The sequence below is a fragment of the Desulfobacter postgatei 2ac9 genome (assembly GCF_000233695.2).
GTDB classification, from domain to species: Bacteria; Desulfobacterota; Desulfobacteria; order Desulfobacterales; family Desulfobacteraceae; genus Desulfobacter; species Desulfobacter postgatei.
Genome location: NZ_CM001488.1, coordinates 1,587,703 through 1,608,843 on the forward strand (window position 1 = coordinate 1,587,703; position 21,141 = coordinate 1,608,843).

Below are 21,141 nucleotides of genomic sequence, written 5' to 3' on the forward strand. Positions count from 1 at the left end.
GTTACGGCCTGCATCTTTGCCCATAAGAAACTTACAACCTCTGGTTACCCAGACGCTGCTTCCCGGTGCTAAGAAGGCGTACGGACAATTCCTCCTTCAGGACTTTAACCTGTTAGAACTACAGTTGTTACGGCATACGGACACCTTATGTAATTGGCGTTCGATGGGGTAGATTAGAGGGAAGAATGGTGTCAAACCTTGAGTATTACCCTTAATTTACCCGATTCGGGTCTGCCCTGTGCGATTCGGGGTCTGGACATGCTAACCAATTGAAATAAAATTAAATTGGATTTAATATCCCCTCCATATCCTATCTATAATTGATTTTTTAGGGTCAAAAATACTGATATAGAAGACAAGGAGATAGGGGGCAGAGTAACAATTATTACACCTTGACTCTCCCTATGAAACTGTCTAAAATTTGTTCCATGAACAATGAAAACACCAGCAGCATGAACGATGTGAGCAATCCCCATGACAAGCTCTTCCGGGAGACATGGAGCAACCTTGAAAATGCCAGGAGTTTTCTGCACCACTACCTGCCGCACGATGTATTGTGCCTGATGGATCTTGACACCCTTGAAATCAGCAAGGACAGCTTTGTGGAAAAGGAGCTGTCGGATTACTATTCAGATATGCTTTACAAGGTGATGTTGTCGGGAAAGCCCGGTTTTGTGCATGTTCTGTTTGAGCATAAGAGCTATTATGATAAGCACGTGCATCTCCAGATCCTGGAATACATGGTGAAGATATGGCGCCTTTTTATAAAACAGCAGAAGAAGAAAAAAGAAGCGTTGCCCATTGTGATCCCGCTTTTGATCTGCCATGGAAAGAGGTCCTGGCCTGAAGATAAAGTCCGGTTATCTTCGTTTTTGTCAGGTCCTGTGGATGAGCTGTCAGGCTATATTCCTGATTTTTGGCTTTCAGCTCCATGATCTGACCCGTTTCACAGATAAAGATATAAAAGGAACGGTCATGGCAAGGGTGGTTTTGTTGCTTTTCAAGCATGTGTTTGACCCGGATTTGCAGAAAAATTGCCGGCCATATTGTCGCTCATGAAGAGCTTGATGGAAAAGGAGACCGGGCTTCAATATCTTGAAACAGTGCTGAGGTATCTGTTTAATACAATGGATGACATATCCGCTGAAGCAATCAGGGAAGTTGCCGAGCAGGCGCTTTCCGCAAAGGAAGGAGAGTATATCATGACACTTGCCGAAAGACTTCGTAAAGAAGGGGAAATCAGAGGGGAAATCAGGGGGGAACTCAGGGGGGAACTCAGGGGTAAGCTTGAAGGCAAACTTGAAGGGTTGACGGATGCCATTGAACTGGGGATGATCCTTAAATTCCCGGATCAGGTTGACCAGGTAATGGCAGAGGTAAAAAAAATCAAGGATCTTGATACCCTCATAAAAATTAAGGAAGCCATTAAAACGGCAAAGGATGTTTCTGAAATCTTATAGGGAATTCAGGGTAGAGTAGAGTACTGATTCGGCCGGTTTCTTCAGCCCTTTTTATATTCGAGACGCCTTGCCGCACGCGGCTACTACGTGTTCCAAAGGCCTTGCATCCTCAGTACTCCCTCATCAAACCGTGCATACGGTTTTCCCGTACACGGCTTTCCGATGTTCTTCATCGTAAGGCTTGCGCTCTTTGACTGCTTGGCTTGGCCTTACAATAAAGCTTCCTCTGAAGCGTACTGATCCTATCCGGAGTTAGTAGCATATTGCAATCTCCTGATCCTCCGCTCGTTAGTTACGTGAACAAAGTAGGGTCCCTTTCCTTGGCCGGGGTTATGTTGTCCCTCAGCCTCAATCGGTACTATGAACCCCTCCGACTCCCAATACAGCCCCATGGAATTTCGGATATCCTTATATCCATCAGTTAACGGCCCTTCACCGTAACCGCATTGGGTCTCCCGCACTGCACTGCAATTCTTCCGACACATGCCATCCCTGCTACCCCGGAAGATCACCTGAAAGGATTTGCGTTTTCTACTCCCAGGCACTACGGCCTTCCCTTGATGTCCAAAAGGTCGGCATCTTCAATTAGTTGACGAGGCTACATATAGGTTCACTTTCGTTACGGCCTGCATCTTTGCCCATAAGAAACTTACAACCCCTGGTTACCCAGACGCTGCTTCCCGGTGCTAAGAAGGCGTACGGATAATTCCTCCTTCAGGACTTTAACCTGTTAGAACTACAGTTGTTACGGCATACGAACACCATACTTAATTGCCGTTCGGTGGCGTACATTATAAAGCCAGAAAATATTTGGAGGTTATTCGTGAAGTGCCGCGTATTGCTTTGCAGTCGGTAAAACTCGGGGCAGGGCGCGAGCCCGGGGTTTGGTGGCTTCCCATCCCAGGCAGGCCAACCAGATAGTGCGCGGAATGGCTTTGTGCGCTGTGCGGTAATAGCTGACCATTCGACGGCTGATTCCCAGGGCTTCAGCCGCGGTGGAGAGCGACAGATCGTTTCGGTATATCCACTCATTGAACATCTCGTGGCTCACCGCGCCGGCTTGTTCTTTGGCCCAGGCGTAAACGTTATCGGCGCCAAACTCTTCGTCGAACCATTCGACGCTGTTGCCCCATTCACCAATGTGGACACGGATGAATACCTCGGGGTCGAGGATGGGCTGGAGATCGGTATGTTTGCTCAGGATGGATTCGACATCGACATCCAGGACTTCACCAGTACTCCAGGTGGTACGCAGGCGGTAAGCCGTTAGAGCCTCAACAGCCTGCAATTTAGGAAAAAAATACTCATTCATGGGTTACACCTCCGCCATTCGTCGAGCAAGTACGCTTGTTTTACGGAAATCCAGGCCAACGTTGGCTGGATTTCCCGTTCAGCTATCCGGCCTTTGATTTCCAATGTTTGGATATCGACCATGCAATCTCGCCCATCATGCAATTTTACATGGACATGGGGTGGGGGATGGTCGTTTCGGTACATCACTACCCGACAATTATCGAATCGTTTCAGGCTCGGCATAATTCAATATAGAGCAACTGTTGCTCTACTTCAAGAAAAAAAGTAAAGGAATTCCAGAGACACCTTATGTAATTGTCGTTCGGTGGGGTACATTAGAGGGAAGAATGGTGTCAAACCTTGATTATTACCCTTAATTTACCCGATTCGGTTCTGCCCTCTGCGATTCGGGGTCTGTACATGCTCTTTGATTCGGGGTCGGACCGAGATAAGTATTGATATTACTCATAAAAAAACATGGGAATGGTCCAAATATGGCCTAACAACCCTTTTTGACCCCAAAAATGCGGTACTCACCCGGTAATACTTTGAAAAAGAAAAAATGCCAATTATCCTATCAGTTTGGATATATATACCGAATTGATTGGAGGATTGAGCCATGCGAAAACCCAAGGAGTGGGGCCAGCCATGCCCAAACCCGGACTGTTCCCATTATCGGCTGATGAACCGAGGTAACATTAGCGCCATTTCGACCTATATGATCCAGAGCGGAAAACGACGTATCTTTTATTGCAACAAATGTGATCACTGCTTTGCTGAGACACGTGATACCGTCTTCTTTGACCTGCGGACCCCGGAAGACAAGGTGATGATGGCCCTGAAGATGCTCCTGGTCAAAGTCGGGTTGACGGACATTGGCTTTGTCTTGGGCGTCAATGAAGAAACGGTTTTGATGTGGCTTGATCGTGCTGCGCAAAAAGCTCATGAGATTAACACGCACCTGCTCAGAGACTTGCCGGTCACCGAAGTGCAACTTGATGAAATGTGGAGCTTTATCAAGCGTAAGCATGCACAGCAGGCCGAGGCGGATGGGGGAAAGCAGCGACCTGAACGAGGACGGGCGGCAGTGGGTATGGATCAGCTTTGCTCCGGAGTTTCGCCTCATCCTGGCGACGTTTGTCGGCCCGAGAACGTTTGAGAGTGCCTTGCAACTAATATTGATGACGGCAGCCGTGGTCTCTGGCGTACCGTGCTTTTTCAGTGATGGATTCAGTTGTTATCTGTCGGCTCTGATTGAGGTCTACCATACCCTGAAAACGTTTCCGCGCACAGGAAAGCAAGGCCGTCCCAAGGACCCGGTAAAGGAACCTCACCCGAATTTGGTCTATGGCCAGCTGATCAAAAAAAAGCGTCAGGGGCGACTTCAAGAGTTGGTGTATCGGGTTTGCTGCGGTGCGGGGCGTCTGGCGGAACTGGGGCTGTCGATTAGTACCAGTTTGATTGAACGTCTCAATCTTACGCTTCGTCATGCCCTGGCGCCTCTGGTGCGAAAAAGCCAGTGTTTCTGTAAGGATCGGACCCAAATGAAACGGCGTGTGACCTTCTTTCAAGCCTTCTATAATTTTGCCAGGCCACATATGAGTTTGCGCTTACCTTTGTCTGAGCAGGAAACATTCGCCTTGGGATTGATTCACCCCAAGTGGCAACATCGAACCCCTGGAATGGCTGCCGGACTGACGAATCATGTCTGGACATTTCGAGAGCTTCTGACCGCTAAATTTGAGCCGTTTCATAATCAAAGTAATAGCGGGTGAGTACCGCCGAACCAAAAATGCCGATTTTAAGGATGCTGTATTGTTTTTGATTTTTGTTTTTGAATCGTCTCAGGTAAGTGAGGATTTCCTCTTGTTTAATCATGATTCCTCCAGGCAAAGCCGGGTCCATTGTTAAAAATAGATTTTACCAAAGATTTAATATATTGCAATGGCAATTCACCATAAGGGCAGGGCAATCGAAATGCCGGGGGAAATAGCGAATTCGGAGGAGATCTTACTGGGGAGATTGGGGTAACAATTATTACGCCTTGACTCTCCCTATGAAACTGTCTAAAATTTGTTCCATGAACAATGAAAACACCAGCACCAGCAGCATGAACGATGTGAGCAATCCCCATGACAAGCTCTTCCGGGAGACATGGAGCAACCTTGAAAATGCCAGGAGTTTTCTGCACCACTACCTGCCGCACGATGTATTGCGCCTGATGGATCTTGACACCCTTGAAATCAGCAAGGACAGCTTTGTGGAAAAGGAGCTGTCGGATTACTATTCAGATATGCTTTACAAGGTAATGTTGTCGGGAAAGCCCGGTTTTGTGCATGTTCTGTTTGAGCATAAGAGCTATTATGATAAGCACGTGCATCTCCAGATCCTGGAATACATGGTGAAGATATGGCGCCTTTTTATAAAGCAGCAGAAGAAGAAAAAAGAAGCGTTGCCCATTGTGATCCCGCTTTTGATCTGCCATGGAAAGAGGTCCTGGCCTGAAGATAAAGTCCGGTTATCTTCGTTTTTGTCAGGTCCTGTGGATGAGCTGTCAGGCTATATTCCTGATTTTGGCTTTCAGCTCCATGATCTGACCCGTTTCACAGATAAAGATATAAAAGGAACGGTCATGGCAAGGGTGGTTTTGTTGCTTTTCAAGCATGTGTTTGACCCGGATTTGCAGAAAAAATTGCCGGCCATATTGTCGCTCATGAAGAGCTTGATGGAAAAGGAGACCGGGCTTCAATATCTTGAAACAGTGCTGAGGTATCTGTTTAATACAATGGATGACATATCCGCTGAAGCAATCAGGGAAGTTGCCGAGCAGGCGCTTTCCGCAAAGGAAGGAGAGTATATCATGACACTTGCCGAAAGACTTCGTAAAGAAGGGGAAATAAGAGGGGAAATCAGAGGCAAACTTGAAGGCAAACTTGAAGGCAAACTTGAAGGTAAACTTGAAGGCAAACTTGAAGGGTTGATGGATGCCATTGAACTGGGGATGATCCTTAAATTCCCGGATCAGGTTGACCAGGTAATGGCAGAGGTAAAAAAAATCAAGGATCTTGATACCCTCATAAAAATTAAGGAAGCCATTAAAACGGCAAAGGATGTTTCTGAAATCTTATAGGGAATTCAGGGTAGAGTAGAGTACTGATTCGGCGGTTTTCTTCAGCCCTTTTTATATTCGAGACGCCTTGCCGCACGCGGCTACTACATGTTCCAAATGCCTTGCATCCTCAACGCTCCCTCATCAAATCGTGCATACGGTTTTTCCGTACACGGCTTTCCGATGTTCTTCATCGTAAGGCTTGCGCCCTTTTTCACTTTGCGTAAGTTGGAATTGTATACAAATACAACTTGTTGTACAGAAAATCTGTAGAGAACCGTTTATACCCATTTGTCCTGGTACGAACTTTATGCCGTACGCATAAATGCTTACGGACCCTTTCTTCGGTAAACCATTTGACCCGAGCCATCACTTTCGTGCTGTGCTGGTAGTGAAAGTAAGCTGACCAGCCTTGGGTCGCATAGTTGATCTCATCAAGAAGCACTAATGCATCATAAAAAATATAACTGCCTTTTTCCGTTGGATATTGTTCAATGATTGTCCTTGTCGTTTTGGACTTTATCCGACAAACAAAATGTTTGTTTTTGCCCTGAAGCAAATCAAAAATGTCATGGGATTGGTAATCCCGGTCCATAACGCCGGTTTGTCCTTCAGTAAGAATTTGATCAATGAAAAGGCGTTCAGCTCCGTTCCCGTCTGTCAGGTATACTTGAGTAAGGATGCCATGGTTAATGTCAAAACCACAATGCGCTTTGGCTTTTTTGGCTCCTTCCCGATAAAAGGTCATGAAGATATCGACAGTGGAGAAGAACGGGATAACACCGGAAGTCGTGGAGATGGTTTGCTCTCTGGTTGGGCGCATCCCTTGGCCTGAGCGTCGGCAGGCAATGGCGGATGTAACAAATAGGCTCTTGGATGGCAAGCCCCGGGTTGCGAAAAGACCTATTCGGATGGGGGCGTGTACCCGTAGAGATGGGGATAAACGAACTGAGAACAGGTATTGTGTGCCTTAACGACATTTCCACACGACACAAGCCCAGGACTGAGGACAAATATCCACAAATGATCGAGGATATTCATGAGATCGTAGTTCCCCAAAGCCATGCCGATCCCCATTTGCGTACCACCTTGGCGTATACGAAAATGACAGCGGCAGCTGTACGCGATGCCCTGTTGAAAAAGGGTTGGCCGGAAGAGCAGGTGTCCGCAGTGCGCACGCTCTCGGAGATTTTGTTGCGCCAGGGTTACAGGCTGCGAAGCGTGGCAAAAACCAAAGTTCAAAAAAAAACGAATGGACAGACCAGATTTTCAAAAATGTCCATGAGGTAAATACCGAAGCTGATTCGGACCCCAAAACGGTTCGCATCAGCGTGGACACCAAAGCCACCGTCCATGTCGGCGACTACTCTCGAAAGGGCAAATCCCGGTTTTATTATCATCAAAGTCGATGGCAATCGGGTAAAGAATCGCAAGTGTGGGCTGTTTTCTTTTTTGGGTGGTTGCTAATCAATGCCCTGATGGTTATAATTATTTGATAGCGATTGATGTGAAAAAGTCTACCAGTGATCGCTGGTTGAAGTAAAAAAGGGGGGGAGGGAGATGAAATCAAACCTATTGAACCGTGTGATGATCGTATTCATATTTCTTCATCTGTTTTTACCGATGTCATTATCGGCTGTGGAGATAGCGCCCCGGATATCAGATCGTGAGATCATAGAAAAGCTTGTTGTTCTGGAAGAGGGTCAGAAAGCGATCAGGACTGAAATGAAATCAGGCCAGGAGGCCCTCAGGACTGAAATGAAATCGGCCCAGGAAGCGCTTAATAAAAGACTGGATGATTTAAACAAAAGACAGGATGATTCAAATAATACGATGCTTGTTCTTTTTGGATCTCTCATCACGTTGATTGTGGCACTTTTTGGTTATATTGCCTGGGATCGTCGTACTATGGTGAAGCCGGTGATTGAACAGGTCAATCGGCTGGAACGTAAAATTCTGGATGATCTGGATTTGGAACACTCGGATGGTTCACTTTTAAGAAGGCAGCTTGAGGCATTGAGACAATATGCCGGAAAGAATCCTGAATTTGCTGAAATATTGAGGGGATTGGCGCTGCTTTAGAAGCATGGAGTTGTGGAGTTGGGTTCAAACCTTGATTATTACCTTGGCTTTCAGGATACACCTTGACTGAAATAGCCCGTCCGGGTAAAATTTTCCCATGACAGACAAAGAAAATAATATAGGGGTAAATAACCCCCACGATAAGGTATTCAGAGAGAACTACGGTCACCCTGACAATGCTCGTAGTCTTATACTCGATGATCCAGTTTTTTGGGATTAGACAATGTCACAATATTGGGAAATGTAAAGGCTGGTCAAGTCGATGGTATAATACCAACTATTCCAGCTGATATCTCACCCATCGGTTGGCCAGCCTCCACTGAGCAGAATAAAAGGGGCGCATTCCCATTTTGCCGGTTTCAAAACAGCCTATCATTTTTAACAAAAAGCAGCTATGCTTTCCTTCAACGATAACTCGATGGGAAAGAAAACAGCATGAAGCTCAAAAAAGCCGAAACCTGTGAAACCGTAGAAGAAATATGAATTATTGAAACAGCTGGACAAAGAGAAGCGGCTAATTCGCAGTCCGGAAGAGTTAATTCAGGTTGAACAGGAAATTTTAAGCTATACCAATTTAAGCTATACCAATCGTTTAGCCACGTTGATGCTAAAAAAAAGTCCAAACCAGCTTGAACTCTCCAGAGCATAACGAACAGGAAAAAGAGTTGGTGAGTAGTTGGCCTGGCCGCATGAAAAGTGAAGGTTTTGAAACAGTTCAAATTCAAACTACTTCCGGCGGCACGATCCAAATCCGTGTTCGATACTACCGGCGAGCCTGCGACCGTCGAAATGGAAAAAGACATAAAGGGTTGTATGCTGGTTTAGCCTTGCTTGGAATTCATGATCGATGTACACTGGTCTTGGCGGCGATGGTCAGCGCTTGGTCAGCTTTACTGAGTTCCTTTGAAGAGGTCCGGCAGGTCCTTTGTGATCACGGCGTTGACTTGAATGTAAAGGTAATCCGGAAATTGGCGTACCGTTATGCGGAACGGGCAAGGGTGGTACAGCAAATGGGTCTGATTCCCTTGAATGAAAAGGACAACCTTCAAGGTCGTCGGGTTGTCATCAGCGCCGATGGTGGCCGTACTCGATTGCGGGAAAAAAAGCGAGGTCCCAAGACTTCCAAAGGAAGAGGCAGATATCATGGGGCCTGGAGAGAACCCAAACTCTTAATCATCTATGTTGTCGATGCCCACGGGAAACAAGAAAAAAGTTTTACCCCCTTTATTGATGGGGGTTTTAATGATCCTGATGGCTTGTTTCAATTGCTGGAGAGCTATTTGGAGTCACTTTGCATCCAAGAAGCAGACAAGGTCTTGTTTGTTGCGGACGGGGCACATTGGATCTGGAATCGAGTCCCTGATCTGATCAAGGCATTGGGGTTGAATCCGGAGAGAGTGTATGAGCTCCTTGATTTTTATCATGCAGTAGAGCATTTGGGAAAGGTTGCAGGCTTGCGAAAAAGCTGGTCAGCCAAAGAACGTAAATCCTGGGTCTCAAAACAGCGACGCTTTTTACTAAAAGGTGAATCGGAAACGGTCGTACAAGTAGTACAGACTCTTTGTCGAGGTCGGAACAGCAAAGCCATAAAGACAGAACGAGATTACTTTGTACGTAATAGGCACCGCCTTGCTTTTCCAACTGTCAAGGCATTGAATTTGCCGATTGGCAGTGGTGCGATTGAAAGTTCGATTCGAAGAGTGGTCAATCTGAGGCTCAAAGGTCCCTGCATTTTTTGGTATAGGGAAAATGCGGAGAAAATCCTCATGCTGCGCTCATACTATAAATCAGGACGATGGAACTGCTTGAAACAAATGGCCAATTCACATATTTCATTGTTAGCTGCATAACCGGGAAAATGGGAATGCGCCCACACTGATTGAAAAGGGTACGCTTTGGCCAGAAGTAAACGACATTATATCCCAGGTCATACTTGGCATATCACCCATCAATGCCATAAACGCGAATTTTTGCTGAAATTTTCAAAAGACCGTCATAGATGGATTCAATGGCTTTTTGAAGCCAAGCGCCGATACGGGTTAACTATATTAAACTATGTTGTAACTTTAAATTATCATCATCATGTTCTTCTTCTCACCCCCGCACGGGAACAGCCGACAGCAAACCATTTTCAATGATAGCAATTGTCAATCCTATAACGCAAATATTAAGGAGAAACATAGATGGTGACCCTGACAGGAGAAAATCTTTTAAATTCCATCATTGAAACGACTGGCGTGGAGATTAACGTCCTTATCTTCAATACTTTGTCTGTGAAACTGCAGCAGATGATTGATAATGGAACTTACAGTAAACTGGCTGCCGCCATCGCCATGAGCGGTTTCAGTACCGCGATAAATGATGTCACGACGATCGGCGAATTAAGCAGTACTGTTGAAACAAATGCAGCGCTCATTGAAGCAACATCTCATGATACCAACAATGACGATGCCGATCTAATGACAGCAGCCCTGGGCAAAAGTATCACAATTCCCGACATAGACTATGATAATCTGCTATCCCTTGATAATTATATCATAGCGGCTTTGTATGAAGGCGACAGCTGGCTGAATTTCCAGGATTCCTCTGATCCCATTACCTACAACTTCAACGAAATCTTACCGCCGGAGTATATCGATACCGACGACACAGCAGGTTGGCAACCGCTGACGTCCATTGTGCGGAATGTCGCAGATGAGGTGATCTCCACCACCGACTGGATTATTCTGCCTGATATTGAAAAAGTTTCCATCAGTGGCCAGATACGGTTCAATATGGTGGAAACCGATGCAGGTACCCCTGCTTATGCCTATTTTCCGGGTTCCCGTGTGGGCGGCGATATCTTTCTGGGCCTTCATATCGGTACGGACACAGAAAGCGGAAATATAGAACCTTACGGCGCCGGCCGAAGCGCTATTGTCCATGAGCTGGGTCATGCCCTGGGATTGGCCCATCCGTTCGAAGGAGCATCCATATTGCCTGCCGGTGAAGATCACAGTGCCAACACAGTGATGTCTTATACGGATTTCCGACCGTGGGTGCCGCAATTTTCAGGAACCCTGACCGGATCAGGCAGCAATGTGAGTGTTTCATATCGCATGGTGACACCGGATCAATTTATGCTTTATGATATCGCGGCGCTCCAGGCGGTTTACGGCCCTGACACGAATTCCCGGCCATCCGATACGACATATACTTTTGGATATGCGCCTTTTTATACCAGCATCTGGGATGCAGGCGGGGATGATGTTCTGGATTTCAGCGGTACTGGATACTATAACGTGATAGATCTGACTCCCGGCACCCACAGTGATATCAATTTTAGGGATATTGATACTCAGATTGCCGACCAGCAGGCCGTGTACCAAAGCCAGTTGGGCACCAGCTATTACGACGATTGGGTGGCAGATGTATTCACCGGCCAAAGCGCCAATATTTACACAGGAGAAAACGCCCTGTGCATTGCCTGGGGAACTATGATCGAAAATGTGATCGGTGGTCCTGCGGGCAACCGAATTACTGACAATGCCCAGGACAATTCTCTGACGGGCAGTCCAGCCGATGACCTCTTCTATCTGGGGGCGGGCGGTTTTGATACGGTTGTGGGCGGCGGCGGATATGATCTGGTGGTGCTGGAGCAATACATCATGGATCAGGTGGAATTGGGATTTTTCGAGGATTCTGTGCTCCTGGTCGGAGATGACTTCTCCGTCCAGATGCAAGGGATTGCGGGGATTCAGTTTGCAGATCGGCTATACACAATAGTGTGAACGGGCAGGGCTCACCTTCCGAGTCCTTTACACTATGGTGGCGTAGTTTTTTTATGACGTTGTATCGTTTCGGTAAATATTTTCATATAATGTTTTGAAACAGCAGGTAAATAATAGTCAGAAGCCATTTCAAGGGCTTTGTTCCCCAACGCGCTCCTTTGGGCATCATCCTCAAGGAGCGCCAAAGCTGAATTGGCCCATTCCTGGGGATCATTACTGTTGATCAAAATTCCGTTGACATTATGATCTATAATTTCATTGACGTAGCATCGGTTTGAAGCAATTACCGTACAGCCTCTGATCAAAAGTTCCAAAAGCCCCCAGTTACCGCTGCCGTATTGTACCGGATATAAAAACAGGTCAATTTTGTGGAGGAGATCAGAATATTCCGGGTAAGGCAATTTACCGGTCAGGGTGAAGTGTTTTCCGTTCAAGTTATGGGTTTTAAATAAGTGGTCAATAAAGGTGATTGGATTCCCTTTTCCATATTTTTTTTCGAGGAAGACCCCTTCATAGCCATATGTTGTTGACTTTGGATCACCAATAACTACAAAGTGAATCTTTTGATTGGATCTACTCAGGTGTTCGGCCGTTTTAATGAAGACTTCCAACCCTTTAGCCGAACTGAGATCCCTGGCTGCAAAACCGATTGTTTTCACGCCTTTCGGCAGTTGGATATTGGCCGGTTCCCGCTGGGCAATTTTATGAAGATCAAATCCTTCAAACTGGACCACTATACTGGATTGAAGTTTTCTGGGAAACATTTTTTTCGCATGTTCACTGGGCACGATGGTTTTTTGGCTTTTCATCACCTGATAATAGGAGAGCATCTGCATGTTTTTGTCAGTCAGGCGTTGTGCCTCCGTCGGTGGATATTTTGCGTCCCAGCCGTGGTCGGCGTAGGATGGAAACTCGATGTAAGTAATGATGGGAATGTCAAATTCGTCAAAAATCAGATGCGGCGATGCCCAGGAGCCATGGGCAACGATTATGTCTATCCTGAGTTAGCGGCATAAAGATTGCTTTTTTAATTATAACATATTGAAATTTTAATATAAAATTAATACAATGGCATTAAAAAAACATTCACTTCGGAGGTGAAGACCGATGCCGACCACTATCAATGTAAAACATGGAAATGAAAACCTTGTCAGTCAAAGCGGATTGCTCCCTGTAGGTGCATTGCTTAAGTCGATTAATTTTGCCCAGCGGTTCAAAAATTTACCGGATGTACATTGTGTTGATCCTAATATTTCTCATGGAGAGATCCTTTCGTCCATGTTGGGACTTATTTGTGTTGGTAAGCCAGACTATATCGCTATTGAAATTTTCAGGCAGGATCCATTTTTCTTTACACAATCTCTGGGAATCAGCAATTGTCCTTCTCAATCAACATTGCGTGAACGCATTGACCTGATCGGGGAATCTGCCAATGAACTTATCAAGGAGGCTTCAGTTGAAATGATTCGAGGCAAAGCACCCGCCATTTCACCGGTTCAGACGAGTGTCGGCAATTATATTCCCTTAGATCTGGACGTTAGCCCTTTTGACAATTCAAAAACGAAAAAGAGGGAGTTTCCAGGACATACAAAGGCTGTGATGGCTATGCACCAATGTTCGGATATTTAGGAACTGAAGGATACTTAATCAATGTAGAGCTTAGAGAAGGCAGCCAGCATTGTCAAAAAACACCCCGGAATTCATTCAAGAAATATTAAAATTAACCAGGCAGATTACCCAGGAACCTCTTCTTATCCGTCTTGATTCAGGAAATGACAGTCAGGATAATTTTGAAGTAATAAAAACATGCGAAGGTGTTGATGTCTTGGTTAAGCGCAATTTACGTAAAGAATCTTTGGATGGTTGGCTTATCCTGGCCCAGAATACTGAAAGCGTTAGATTGATTCGCTGTGGACACAAAAGTGTGTGGGTCGGGCAAACAACTGTTGACCCAAAAGGGCGGGCATTGCCACGTCCGATTGTCTTCAAAGTGACTGAACGATATGAAGAAAAAGGGGAGCCCCTGCTTTTTCCCACAATTGAAGTCGAGACCTATTGGGTTACCATCGCCGGGCTGAGCCCCCAAGAGGTCATCAATTTATACCATGATCATGGAACCAGTGAACAATTTCATTCAGAAATCAAAAGTGATCTTGGGTTAGAACGCTTCCCCAGTTGCCGTTTTAGCAGCAACAGCCTGATTCTCCATCTTGCTCTTTTGGCGTATAACATTCTTAGAATCATAGGCCAAATTAGCCTTGAGGAGCAGGATGAGAACAATCTTCCGATCAACCGTAGAAAAAAAGTCTCACGAAGGAGGTTAAGAACAGTTATGCAGGATTTAATGTATATGGCTGGCCGTTTAATATATAGTGGTCGGCGGTGGAGCATTTCATTTGGTAAGATCAACCCGTTTGCCCAATTGGCTGAGAACGTATTGTACCGGTTACGTTGTTCTCCAGGATAAGCACATTATTGGGTAAAAAATCGGGATGGAGAAGTTATGCGCAGAGCGCTAATGGTGAACTGTGCCTATCTGGCGTGATTTGACCATGGGTAATCAAGTATAGTTCAGTAAAAAAATGGATTAGCTAAGATTGCTGGCCAATAAGTCATCAAATATGATCTTGGGTCAGGGTTTGCAGAGGCCAAGCCTCAGCAGATTTTTATGTATCAGAGCGCAAGGGTTGGCTAAGCAAATTTTATGCCGGGAATCCAGGTCTATCCTAAGAAATTTGATTATTTTTTTAGTCCCCGAAATAACCCTGCACCAACTTTCCCTGCCCGTTCTACTTTACCGGAATAATAACAACTGTTGGGAGCCATCATATTCCCTACCGGCATTAGCGGTATAAGATTTCTATACCGATGCTTGTTGCGTTCTATATTGCCGGGGGTTGTCATATAATAGGCGTTTGCGGTTCCCGTGGTGTTCAAATACTCACATAAATCACTGAACTGGGCAGGGCAAACTGCATGAACAAATAAAATATTGGGTTTCATGGAGCTTTTTTTTTGCCTTCCTTATTTTTGTACCGGGGCAATGAATTTTGAAAAGTTCGACAATGAATCATTCACTTCATAGACCATTTTCATGGTACCGTTTTTCACATATTCCGCAAGGGGCTTATCATCCATTGCATGCAATTTTTTCATATCAATACCTTTAAACCCTTGAATGCTTTTTTCAGCCTGATTGACACGATACTTATAAGCCCGGTCAACAATCAGTCCCTGTTTATCAAGCGATTTAAACAGCGCTTGGGCCAGTGCAATCTCTTTTTGATACACTTCCAGGGATTTTAAAATCTTTTGGACAAATTCGGTTAATTTGCCGTCAGCTGTGAAAAGAGGGTCTCCCATGCCTGATTTAAAATGCTCGGCTTCCGGGTCAATGCACAAGGCAAGCTTTTCTTCCTGATTCTGGATGGCCGCAAGCGCGAACGGATACAACCTGAAATACGCCGGTATATAGGGAACTTTCCAGTTTCCCTTGTCATCTATAAAATTATTGTTACCGGGCTCAAGGGAAAGCAAGGCCTGGGGCAGAGTCGGATTGCCTTTTAAAAAAACAATGGGATAGTAAAGAGAGGCTTTCCGCAATTCTGACAACGAAAGCTTAACGGAAGAAATATTTGCGGCAAAGGAAAATGAAGTAATCTTGGAAAGTCTTAAATCTTTATGCTGTGAGTGAGTCAGGGCCTCAATATGTTTATTCATAATTTATAACACCTTATTTTAATGATAGTTTATCTGCCAACTGCGGGAATTTTTCTATCATATAACAACCGTAATGACAAGGACTCTATTCTAAAACCCGATCCTTGGGCGGCAGGGTATTTAAGCTTTGAGCAGAGGTGTGGTACGATATTTAACTTGACAAAGGCGAAAGATTTATTCTAGAATTCGGTAATCCTAAAAAGTTTGCTCAGCCCGTGTTAACCCAAGTGACTCAAATGTCGTTAACTCATTACACTCCAATATGACTTAAGGGGGTAAAAAACGTATGACCTTTTTTTCTTGGACCTTACGAATAATTGCCGGATCATTTCTGATGGTCTGGCTGCCTGTGTTTAGTTTTGCATTTACACCTGGTGCATTTATCGTTTCACCTGCGGAAGTCGACCTGGGTACGGTACGAGTGCTTCCCGGTTCTCCAGCCGGGCCCTACGCCTTCACTATTTCCGTTGTCGGCGGACCTGTACCAGATGATTCAGTGGAAGTTGTAGATCCGGATACGGGTGAAACTACAACTTCAGATTCGGATGAAGAGGCCGTCTTTACGGCCTCCTGCGATGCGACCTGGTTGACCCTGGAACCTGCAGAGAGTACTGCCCCCGGAAGTATAACGGCAACTGCCACAATCAGCGAAACCATGGGTTCCGGTTTATGGAGCGCCAATGTGACCATTTTCTCCGGGCTTGATCCTGCCACCGAACCGGTAACGATTCCGGTGACGATTAATGTGATCCGAAGCATAGGGGATTTGCTGACCGTTTCCCCCACCAAACTGGATTTGCAGATGACGGATCAAAATACGTCCCAGCAAACCTTTCCCGTCACCATTGCCAATGCCGATCCCAACAAATCAACCGGTTACCTCTGGAGTGCCCGGACAGATGTCGGCTGGCTGGTCTTATCTGATGATGAGGGATCGGGAGATACAACGATTTCCCTTCGGGTGGACCCGGGCGCTATTTACTTGAACACTGACACCGATAATGACGGTGTTCCGGATGCAGCCGTCGGCATCATCACCTTTCGTTCAAGCCTGAATGTTGAAGCCGTGACCCTGACCGTTAATGCGACCATCCTCTCTTCTGCTGAACCTGCGGTTTCGCCCTCCCAGCTCTATTGGACGGTTGAGAAAAGTACCGCTGACACCGCTTTGAGCTTTTCGGCGCAGCGGCTGCAGGTTTTTGGATTTGAATCCGGGTGGACGGCAGCCAGTGATATGGGGTTTGTTTCTGCCGAACTTTATAATGCTGCAGGCGATTCGGGGACGGTGATTATCACCGATCCCTATGGCTGGGTGGAGGTGACCCCGAACGCCGAAATTCTTTCCTCCATGGATTACGGAACCTACATCGGCTATATCACGGTTTCCGACCTGGATAAAGAAGTTCAGTTTCAAATTCCCATCACCATCAACATTCGAGAACCCGGGGACGCGGTGTATCTGCCGGTCGTGGATTTTACAAGCTCCTACAGCCAGATGGAAGCGGCTGAATCAAGTCTTATCAATGTCCAGATTCCCGTTCCCGAGGACATTGCGCACTATCCGACTGCCGCGACATGCCAGGCGGCAGGGGGGGCTTGGATTGATCCGAACAACACTCTCCTGGACAGCCTGGATGCGTACTGCAGTCTGAATGAACGTGCCTATGTGCTGCTGGAGCGTCGGGACATGGAGCCCGGAATGGTATACGCAATGACCAAAACCGGCACATTGGCCCTGGCCTATGAGAACGGCATCAAAGTCTCCGGGGCGGATGACCTTTCCTATGCGGACGGGCCGGTTTCATATATCCCCGTTGGCCCGCTTCAGATGATCGGCAGCTACGGCACAGTGGTGGTCAGCCTGAGAATCGGAAACAACCTGTCATCTGCCGTGGAAATTCAACGTCTGCTGATCAGCCTCCAGACCCTGGAAGGCCAATGGACAGTGACCGAAGCCTACAAGGGCTCCTATTATGTGTACGATTTCGCTCCGTTAACCGTTGAGCGGATTATTGACGGTCAGCCCGGCTATACCGCCTCGTGGGAGAATATGCCGGTTCGCGTCTCCTTCGGTGACGGGAGTAACTGGTTATATCAATTGTTTTTTGAGCAAGAAGGGGGAATTTATTATACATATCAAATACAACGCCTCTCCGGCAGCCAGATGTCGGGACAATGGCGATACACCTGGCGAGGCACCTCCTCTGATTGGGAGACCTTTGAGGCCCAACGGCCACTATGGCAACTTACGTTTCCCTGAAAGTGCTGAAGGTGTCGGCTTGAAGCGTTCAAAATGCCATATTTATCTTTGATTTAGGAGTGTGTAATGAAAATAGTATGGGCCGGGGTAATAAGCTTATTGGCGGCAGCATTGTTTGCCTCCTGCGGCACCACGAAAGTCGATTCGATTCACCCGATGGTTCAAACGGCATCTTTTGGGGAGGGAAAAAAGATTGTGATTCTGCCCTTTGCCGATTATACCCCGTCCGATTCTCCCATGGGATATTGGCGCCGGAATGTGCTCATAATGGAATCGCTCCAGGACGAAATCCTTCGATATGGGTATATGCCGGTTATTAATGAAGATGTCATATCCTATTTGACGGATAAAAAAATCATTAACCAGGAGAAGATGACCAGAAAGCCGTCATCCGCAGATTCCATGCTTAAAGCCGAACTTGAAAAAGAGTGGTCCGATGAGATGAAGGTTGAAATTGCAAATGTTTTGGTGTCAAACGCGAAAAAGAGAAAAGCGGAATATAGCCGCGATATGGCATCGGAATATAAAACAATTGCCCTGGATGCCGGGGTTATCAGGGATATCGGCCGAACATTTGATGCGGATTATATTGTCCGGGGACGGATCATGGTGTTTAAGACCGGCCGCGAAGACAGTTTTAATCCGCTTCAAACCGGTGTGCTTCCATTTTTTTTCAATTTCGGAAGCCGAACCGCCTTTGGTATCGCCGAGTCTGAAAATTATGAGATGATCGATAAAATGGCCATCGGCGGGTTGCTGGGGGCGGCTATTGCCCCAAGTGGCTGGCCTATTGAAGAGTCCTCAGCCGATACGGTGCTTTCCGACGCCCACCCCCGTTTTGACGGAGGCCTGTCTGCTATAGGCGGTACCAGTTACGCAGAATGGAATACGGCGATCTGGGGCGTTGCCGGGGCTGCTGTGGCCCATCTGGCGCATAAGGGCGGCCGTGTTGACAACGCGGTGGTCCAGCTCAGGATGATTGTTCAGGACACAAGAACCGGTGGTATCGTGTGGACCAACCGCTCAGAGGTTAAAACAATGACCGAGAGCGTTTTCAGTAAAAAAGATGCGGATACGTTGATGAGCCATGCGATTCAGCAGGTATGCGAGCGCCTTGTGGATAGTTTTGCCGCCACAGAGAATAATCGGCGCATTGTCCGCATAAATGATGACGGGACCCTTTATGTTACCCCCTACGGTGGGCTGCATAAATATCCGATTGACAGCACGGGTACCATTTATGTGGATTCTCCGGCCAGGACAATTAAAAACCGAACACAGCTTGATCCGGTTTCAAGCGCCGGAAGTACTGAACGATAATTTGTTTACGAGCAAGGGGATTTGAAAAAATCCCCTTGCTTTTTGCCGATTCCTTCGAGTAGATCAGTCAATGGTTTGACGATATAAGTCGTACACTTCCTGCTTTGCAGCTTCCACTGTTGCCGCATCTTCGGTGATATCGTAAAGATAAAAATTGCCGGCACTCAGGCCCAGATTGGCATGGTACAGGCCGACTTCGGCCTTGTTCTCCATGATGATCAGGTCGGTGCCGGCGGCCCCGTTTTTCACCGCTTCGATCATGACATACCTTGGCACCCCGTTGGCAAGGGCCTGCACCCAGTAAACAAGGCCTGCCTGGAGCGGGTCCCTGTTGAAAAGATTGTTAAAGATGGCCTGGACAAACTCGGTATCCGTATTTTCCGCCGGATACAGTGTCTGGGTTTCAGGCTGGTCGAAAAAACTTTTGCCAATCATCTCAATGGTAAAGGATGAATTGGTCCAGTATTCAATCCCGGCATCCGCAGGAGCCCTGTTAAAGCTGGCCACATAAAGTTTGGCCACCTGGGTTCTTTTTGAATTTGTTACATCAGCACCGTCACAATCCTGATCAATACCGTCGTGCCGGGTTTCCGCGGCCCCGGGATGGATGGTGTCATCATTGTCATTGCAGTCCCAATCGTTGATAACATAGCCGGAAGGCCGGTTGGCCGTCGTATAAGGCGAATAGGTATCCCCGTATCCGTCACCGTCCCAGTCCCGGTAATAGGTGGTATCCGGCGTTCCGTATATGGCGGCAACCCCTGCGATATCATCCTCCTGGGGAAGATAGATATCTCCGGCATAGGATGCCATGATCGAGTCAATCCCGCTGTTCTCATGGTTCAGGCCAAGGGCATGTCCGAGTTCATGTATGGCAATTCTGGTAAAATCGTTGGATGAATAGGACCATGGGCCGGAATAAACATCCCAGTGTTGATTGGCGTTAAATACAATATCGGTTTCAGTAATGGTATCACCGACATACCAGATATGGGTGACGGCAAGGGTGTTTTGGCCCCAGGCGTCACCGCAGTCCGAAGCGGCGAAACCGACCCCGTTTCTTTCATCATCTTCCCGGCAAGGATTCGAGTAGGTCTCCCTGACAATATAATATTCAAAGCTTGTGTTCACACTCCATTGGTACATGGCGCTTTCAAAGGCATCATTCCACAGGCCGTCTTCGCCCGGGATATCCACATGAAAGATCGCAGAAGCTGTTGGCCAGCGATAGGCCGCCAATTCATAGGCTCCGACATCCGGCGTCATTAGTGTTGCAAAACAGAGCAGACAGATCAGGGTGAAGGTCTTGTGAGATTTCAGCTTATGGATTGGTTTCATTTAATCGTTTCCTTAATGCCTGTTTAAACTCGTTCAAGGGCAGCCCTTTTGTCTCTTCCCGGTTTTGTTCAACAGTTACACCTGTTGCCACCCCTCTACTGAAGGCTTTAACGCGCCTTGTCTCATTTGACGGCTGCACGCTGTCCGCGTCAAAGGAGATCCTGGTTACCGGCTGGTTTTTTGAAGTCATTATCCTCTCTATCCCGGTATCGTCTGCCGTCACGGTAAAATGTCCCTGGCTCCAGCCGTACAACGGATGAACCTGGTTTCTTTCAAGGGATTCCACAAAGTAAACACCGCGTTCCCCGTCTCGGGGAATTTGAATATCGCTGACGGCCATGGTCAGATTGCCCACGGCTCCACCGAGAAATCTTAAGGTAATTGTCTGTTCCGGGTATTCCCCTTTAATGATTTCTTTGATTTCGCAGGTGACAAAGGTGTGGATCCGTTTGGGTCCGGTCTGTTTTGATTCCACAGACAATACCCGCCCTTCGAATATAAATTCGGATCCTGTAAGCAGTTCATCCATGGTTATTTTTAAGACGCTTGCTCCATAAACTGTTGAAAGGGGCAGCGTACTTGTGAGGACCAGGAGGAGTATCGTCAACAGGCGTTGTTTGTCTGATTTCATGTGGCTTCCTTTGGTTTTAAAACAGATTTTAAATCTCAAATTTTTGAGGTGATTATTTAATTATACAACCTCATTATTGACATATCAACACCATAGGCAATAGCTTAACAGAGTATAGAAAAAAGGCTTTCATACCGATGAAAAACTTGCGTTGAAAC

22 protein-coding genes are annotated in these 21,141 nt (G+C 46.6%); 14 read left to right on the forward strand and 8 right to left on the reverse strand.

The genetic code is table 11. From position 1 onward, the window contains the following. Window positions 1-404: 404 nt before the first annotated feature. Together DESPODRAFT_RS20945 and DESPODRAFT_RS20950 are read left to right on the forward strand one after the other, a co-directional pair. Window positions 405-935, forward strand: coding sequence for an Rpn family recombination-promoting nuclease/putative transposase (locus DESPODRAFT_RS20945; protein ID WP_245532037.1), 531 nt, complete (start codon window positions 405-407; stop codon window positions 933-935). A gap of 132 nt (window positions 936-1,067) precedes the next feature. Beyond that, window positions 1,068-1,460, forward strand: coding sequence for an RpnC/YadD family protein (locus tag DESPODRAFT_RS20950; protein ID WP_245532038.1), 393 nt, complete (start codon window positions 1,068-1,070; stop codon window positions 1,458-1,460). Between the two features lie 817 nt (window positions 1,461-2,277). Here DESPODRAFT_RS20950 and DESPODRAFT_RS07295 read toward each other — a convergent pair. Then, window positions 2,278-2,772: a DUF2442 domain-containing protein gene (locus DESPODRAFT_RS07295; protein WP_004072471.1), complete on the reverse strand. Its 495-nt coding sequence runs from the start codon at window positions 2,770-2,772 to the stop codon at window positions 2,278-2,280. Next, the gene (locus tag DESPODRAFT_RS21705) at window positions 2,769-2,996 is read right to left on the reverse strand and encodes a DUF4160 domain-containing protein (protein ID WP_083843552.1); all 228 of its coding nucleotides are present in this window, start codon (window positions 2,994-2,996) and stop codon (window positions 2,769-2,771) included. The genes DESPODRAFT_RS07295 and DESPODRAFT_RS21705 overlap by 4 nt, the downstream gene beginning before the upstream one ends. A 376-nt stretch (window positions 2,997-3,372) precedes the next feature. On the opposite strand from DESPODRAFT_RS21705, the gene DESPODRAFT_RS07300 reads away from it, so the two are divergent. The 3 genes from DESPODRAFT_RS07300 to DESPODRAFT_RS07310 all read left to right on the forward strand — a co-directional run bounded on the left by DESPODRAFT_RS07300 (window position 3,373) and on the right by DESPODRAFT_RS07310 (window position 5,883). Continuing rightward, entirely contained in the window at window positions 3,373-3,912 is a 540-nt protein-coding gene (locus tag DESPODRAFT_RS07300) for a hypothetical protein (protein ID WP_004072472.1), read from the forward strand. Next, window positions 3,803-4,528 carry a hypothetical protein gene (locus DESPODRAFT_RS19945; protein WP_216594047.1) on the forward strand — a complete coding sequence of 242 codons (726 nt, stop codon included), beginning with the start codon at window positions 3,803-3,805 and terminating at the stop codon, window positions 4,526-4,528. The genes DESPODRAFT_RS07300 and DESPODRAFT_RS19945 overlap by 110 nt, the downstream gene beginning before the upstream one ends. Window positions 4,529-4,809: 281 nt before the next feature. Next, window positions 4,810-5,883, forward strand: coding sequence for an Rpn family recombination-promoting nuclease/putative transposase (locus tag DESPODRAFT_RS07310; RefSeq protein ID WP_004072475.1), 1,074 nt, complete (start codon window positions 4,810-4,812; stop codon window positions 5,881-5,883). A gap of 193 nt (window positions 5,884-6,076) precedes the next feature. Here DESPODRAFT_RS07310 and DESPODRAFT_RS20955 read toward each other — a convergent pair whose 3' ends face one another. After that, window positions 6,077-6,685 carry a transposase gene (locus DESPODRAFT_RS20955; protein ID WP_004072476.1) on the reverse strand — a complete coding sequence of 203 codons (609 nt, stop codon included), beginning with the start codon at window positions 6,683-6,685 and terminating at the stop codon, window positions 6,077-6,079. A gap of 53 nt (window positions 6,686-6,738) precedes the next feature. On the opposite strand from DESPODRAFT_RS20955, the gene DESPODRAFT_RS20960 reads away from it, so the two are divergent. The 5 genes from DESPODRAFT_RS20960 to DESPODRAFT_RS07335 all read left to right on the forward strand — a co-directional run bounded on the left by DESPODRAFT_RS20960 (window position 6,739) and on the right by DESPODRAFT_RS07335 (window position 11,714). Further along, window positions 6,739-7,152 (forward strand): ISAzo13-like element transposase-related protein, encoded by a 414-nt coding sequence (locus tag DESPODRAFT_RS20960; protein ID WP_004072477.1) that lies wholly within the window; start codon window positions 6,739-6,741, stop codon window positions 7,150-7,152. Next, window positions 7,128-7,358: a hypothetical protein gene (locus DESPODRAFT_RS21710; protein ID WP_353740118.1), complete on the forward strand. Its 231-nt coding sequence runs from the start codon at window positions 7,128-7,130 to the stop codon at window positions 7,356-7,358. The genes DESPODRAFT_RS20960 and DESPODRAFT_RS21710 overlap by 25 nt, the downstream gene beginning before the upstream one ends. Window positions 7,359-7,422: 64 nt before the next feature. Continuing rightward, window positions 7,423-7,944 (forward strand): hypothetical protein, encoded by a 522-nt coding sequence (locus DESPODRAFT_RS07325; RefSeq protein WP_004072478.1) that lies wholly within the window; start codon window positions 7,423-7,425, stop codon window positions 7,942-7,944. A 689-nt stretch (window positions 7,945-8,633) separates the two neighbouring features. After that, the gene (locus DESPODRAFT_RS19370) at window positions 8,634-9,794 is read left to right on the forward strand and encodes a hypothetical protein (RefSeq protein ID WP_004072479.1); all 1,161 of its coding nucleotides are present in this window, start codon (window positions 8,634-8,636) and stop codon (window positions 9,792-9,794) included. Window positions 9,795-10,127: 333 nt separating this feature from the next. Next, window positions 10,128-11,714: a M10 family metallopeptidase C-terminal domain-containing protein gene (locus DESPODRAFT_RS07335; RefSeq protein ID WP_004072480.1), complete on the forward strand. Its 1,587-nt coding sequence runs from the start codon at window positions 10,128-10,130 to the stop codon at window positions 11,712-11,714. 32 nt (window positions 11,715-11,746) lie between these two features. On the opposite strand, the gene DESPODRAFT_RS07340 is transcribed toward DESPODRAFT_RS07335, so the two are convergent. Beyond that, window positions 11,747-12,712: a glycosyltransferase gene (locus tag DESPODRAFT_RS07340; protein ID WP_337833563.1), complete on the reverse strand. Its 966-nt coding sequence runs from the start codon at window positions 12,710-12,712 to the stop codon at window positions 11,747-11,749. Between the two features lie 109 nt (window positions 12,713-12,821). On the opposite strand from DESPODRAFT_RS07340, the gene DESPODRAFT_RS20965 reads away from it, so the two are divergent. Together DESPODRAFT_RS20965 and DESPODRAFT_RS20970 are read left to right on the forward strand one after the other, a co-directional pair. Further along, a complete protein-coding gene (locus DESPODRAFT_RS20965; protein WP_052314674.1) occupies window positions 12,822-13,343 on the forward strand; it encodes a hypothetical protein in 522 nt (173 codons plus the stop codon). 49 nt (window positions 13,344-13,392) lie between these two features. Beyond that, complete coding sequence (locus DESPODRAFT_RS20970; protein ID WP_052314675.1) at window positions 13,393-14,181, forward strand: transposase; 789 nt, start codon at window positions 13,393-13,395, stop codon at window positions 14,179-14,181. A gap of 272 nt (window positions 14,182-14,453) precedes the next feature. On the opposite strand, the gene DESPODRAFT_RS07350 is transcribed toward DESPODRAFT_RS20970, so the two are convergent. Together DESPODRAFT_RS07350 and DESPODRAFT_RS07355 are read right to left on the reverse strand one after the other, a co-directional pair. Next, a complete protein-coding gene (locus DESPODRAFT_RS07350; protein ID WP_040015891.1) occupies window positions 14,454-14,717 on the reverse strand; it encodes a hypothetical protein in 264 nt (87 codons plus the stop codon). Window positions 14,718-14,738: 21 nt separating this feature from the next. Further along, window positions 14,739-15,434, reverse strand: coding sequence for a SapC family protein (locus DESPODRAFT_RS07355; RefSeq protein ID WP_004072481.1), 696 nt, complete (start codon window positions 15,432-15,434; stop codon window positions 14,739-14,741). Between the two features lie 286 nt (window positions 15,435-15,720). On the opposite strand from DESPODRAFT_RS07355, the gene DESPODRAFT_RS07360 reads away from it, so the two are divergent. Together DESPODRAFT_RS07360 and DESPODRAFT_RS07365 are read left to right on the forward strand one after the other, a co-directional pair. After that, window positions 15,721-17,694, forward strand: a complete 1,974-nt coding sequence (locus DESPODRAFT_RS07360) for a BACON domain-containing protein (protein WP_004072482.1) — start codon at window positions 15,721-15,723, stop codon at window positions 17,692-17,694. A 66-nt stretch (window positions 17,695-17,760) separates the two neighbouring features. Continuing rightward, window positions 17,761-19,014 (forward strand): hypothetical protein, encoded by a 1,254-nt coding sequence (locus tag DESPODRAFT_RS07365; RefSeq protein ID WP_004072484.1) that lies wholly within the window; start codon window positions 17,761-17,763, stop codon window positions 19,012-19,014. Window positions 19,015-19,077: 63 nt separating this feature from the next. Here DESPODRAFT_RS07365 and DESPODRAFT_RS21450 read toward each other — a convergent pair whose 3' ends face one another. Further along, window positions 19,078-20,352 (reverse strand): DUF4214 domain-containing protein, encoded by a 1,275-nt coding sequence (locus DESPODRAFT_RS21450; protein WP_004072486.1) that lies wholly within the window; start codon window positions 20,350-20,352, stop codon window positions 19,078-19,080. Further along, a complete protein-coding gene (locus DESPODRAFT_RS07375; protein ID WP_004072488.1) occupies window positions 20,336-20,983 on the reverse strand; it encodes a hypothetical protein in 648 nt (215 codons plus the stop codon). Before DESPODRAFT_RS07375 ends, DESPODRAFT_RS21450 begins: the two co-directional genes overlap by 17 nt. Window positions 20,984-21,141 lie beyond the last annotated feature (158 nt).

Excerpts from the sequence above, each read along its gene's own strand:
- DESPODRAFT_RS07325 (WP_004072478.1), top strand. The coding sequence starts at position 7,423 with ATGAAATCAAACCTATTGAACCGTGTGATGATCGTATTCATATTTCTT.
- DESPODRAFT_RS07360 (WP_004072482.1), top strand. The coding sequence starts at position 15,721 with ATGACCTTTTTTTCTTGGACCTTACGAATAATTGCCGGATCATTTCTG.
- DESPODRAFT_RS21705 (WP_083843552.1), bottom strand. The coding sequence starts at position 2,996 with ATGCCGAGCCTGAAACGATTCGATAATTGTCGGGTAGTGATGTACCGA.
- DESPODRAFT_RS07310 (WP_004072475.1), top strand. The coding sequence starts at position 4,810 with ATGAAACTGTCTAAAATTTGTTCCATGAACAATGAAAACACCAGCACC.
- DESPODRAFT_RS07300 (WP_004072472.1), top strand. The coding sequence starts at position 3,373 with ATGCGAAAACCCAAGGAGTGGGGCCAGCCATGCCCAAACCCGGACTGT.
- DESPODRAFT_RS07355 (WP_004072481.1), bottom strand. The coding sequence starts at position 15,434 with ATGAATAAACATATTGAGGCCCTGACTCACTCACAGCATAAAGATTTA.
- DESPODRAFT_RS20945 (WP_245532037.1), top strand. The coding sequence starts at position 405 with ATGAAACTGTCTAAAATTTGTTCCATGAACAATGAAAACACCAGCAGC.
- DESPODRAFT_RS07295 (WP_004072471.1), bottom strand. The coding sequence starts at position 2,772 with ATGAATGAGTATTTTTTTCCTAAATTGCAGGCTGTTGAGGCTCTAACG.
- DESPODRAFT_RS20965 (WP_052314674.1), top strand. The coding sequence starts at position 12,822 with ATGCCGACCACTATCAATGTAAAACATGGAAATGAAAACCTTGTCAGT.
- DESPODRAFT_RS20955 (WP_004072476.1), bottom strand. The coding sequence starts at position 6,685 with ATGCGCCCAACCAGAGAGCAAACCATCTCCACGACTTCCGGTGTTATC.
- DESPODRAFT_RS19945 (WP_216594047.1), top strand. The coding sequence starts at position 3,803 with ATGGGGGAAAGCAGCGACCTGAACGAGGACGGGCGGCAGTGGGTATGG.
- DESPODRAFT_RS07375 (WP_004072488.1), bottom strand. The coding sequence starts at position 20,983 with ATGAAATCAGACAAACAACGCCTGTTGACGATACTCCTCCTGGTCCTC.
- DESPODRAFT_RS19370 (WP_004072479.1), top strand. The coding sequence starts at position 8,634 with ATGAAAAGTGAAGGTTTTGAAACAGTTCAAATTCAAACTACTTCCGGC.
- DESPODRAFT_RS07365 (WP_004072484.1), top strand. The coding sequence starts at position 17,761 with ATGAAAATAGTATGGGCCGGGGTAATAAGCTTATTGGCGGCAGCATTG.
- DESPODRAFT_RS07335 (WP_004072480.1), top strand. The coding sequence starts at position 10,128 with ATGGTGACCCTGACAGGAGAAAATCTTTTAAATTCCATCATTGAAACG.
- DESPODRAFT_RS21450 (WP_004072486.1), bottom strand. The coding sequence starts at position 20,352 with ATGAAACCAATCCATAAGCTGAAATCTCACAAGACCTTCACCCTGATC.
- DESPODRAFT_RS20960 (WP_004072477.1), top strand. The coding sequence starts at position 6,739 with ATGGCAAGCCCCGGGTTGCGAAAAGACCTATTCGGATGGGGGCGTGTA.
- DESPODRAFT_RS07350 (WP_040015891.1), bottom strand. The coding sequence starts at position 14,717 with ATGAAACCCAATATTTTATTTGTTCATGCAGTTTGCCCTGCCCAGTTC.
- DESPODRAFT_RS20950 (WP_245532038.1), top strand. The coding sequence starts at position 1,068 with ATGGAAAAGGAGACCGGGCTTCAATATCTTGAAACAGTGCTGAGGTAT.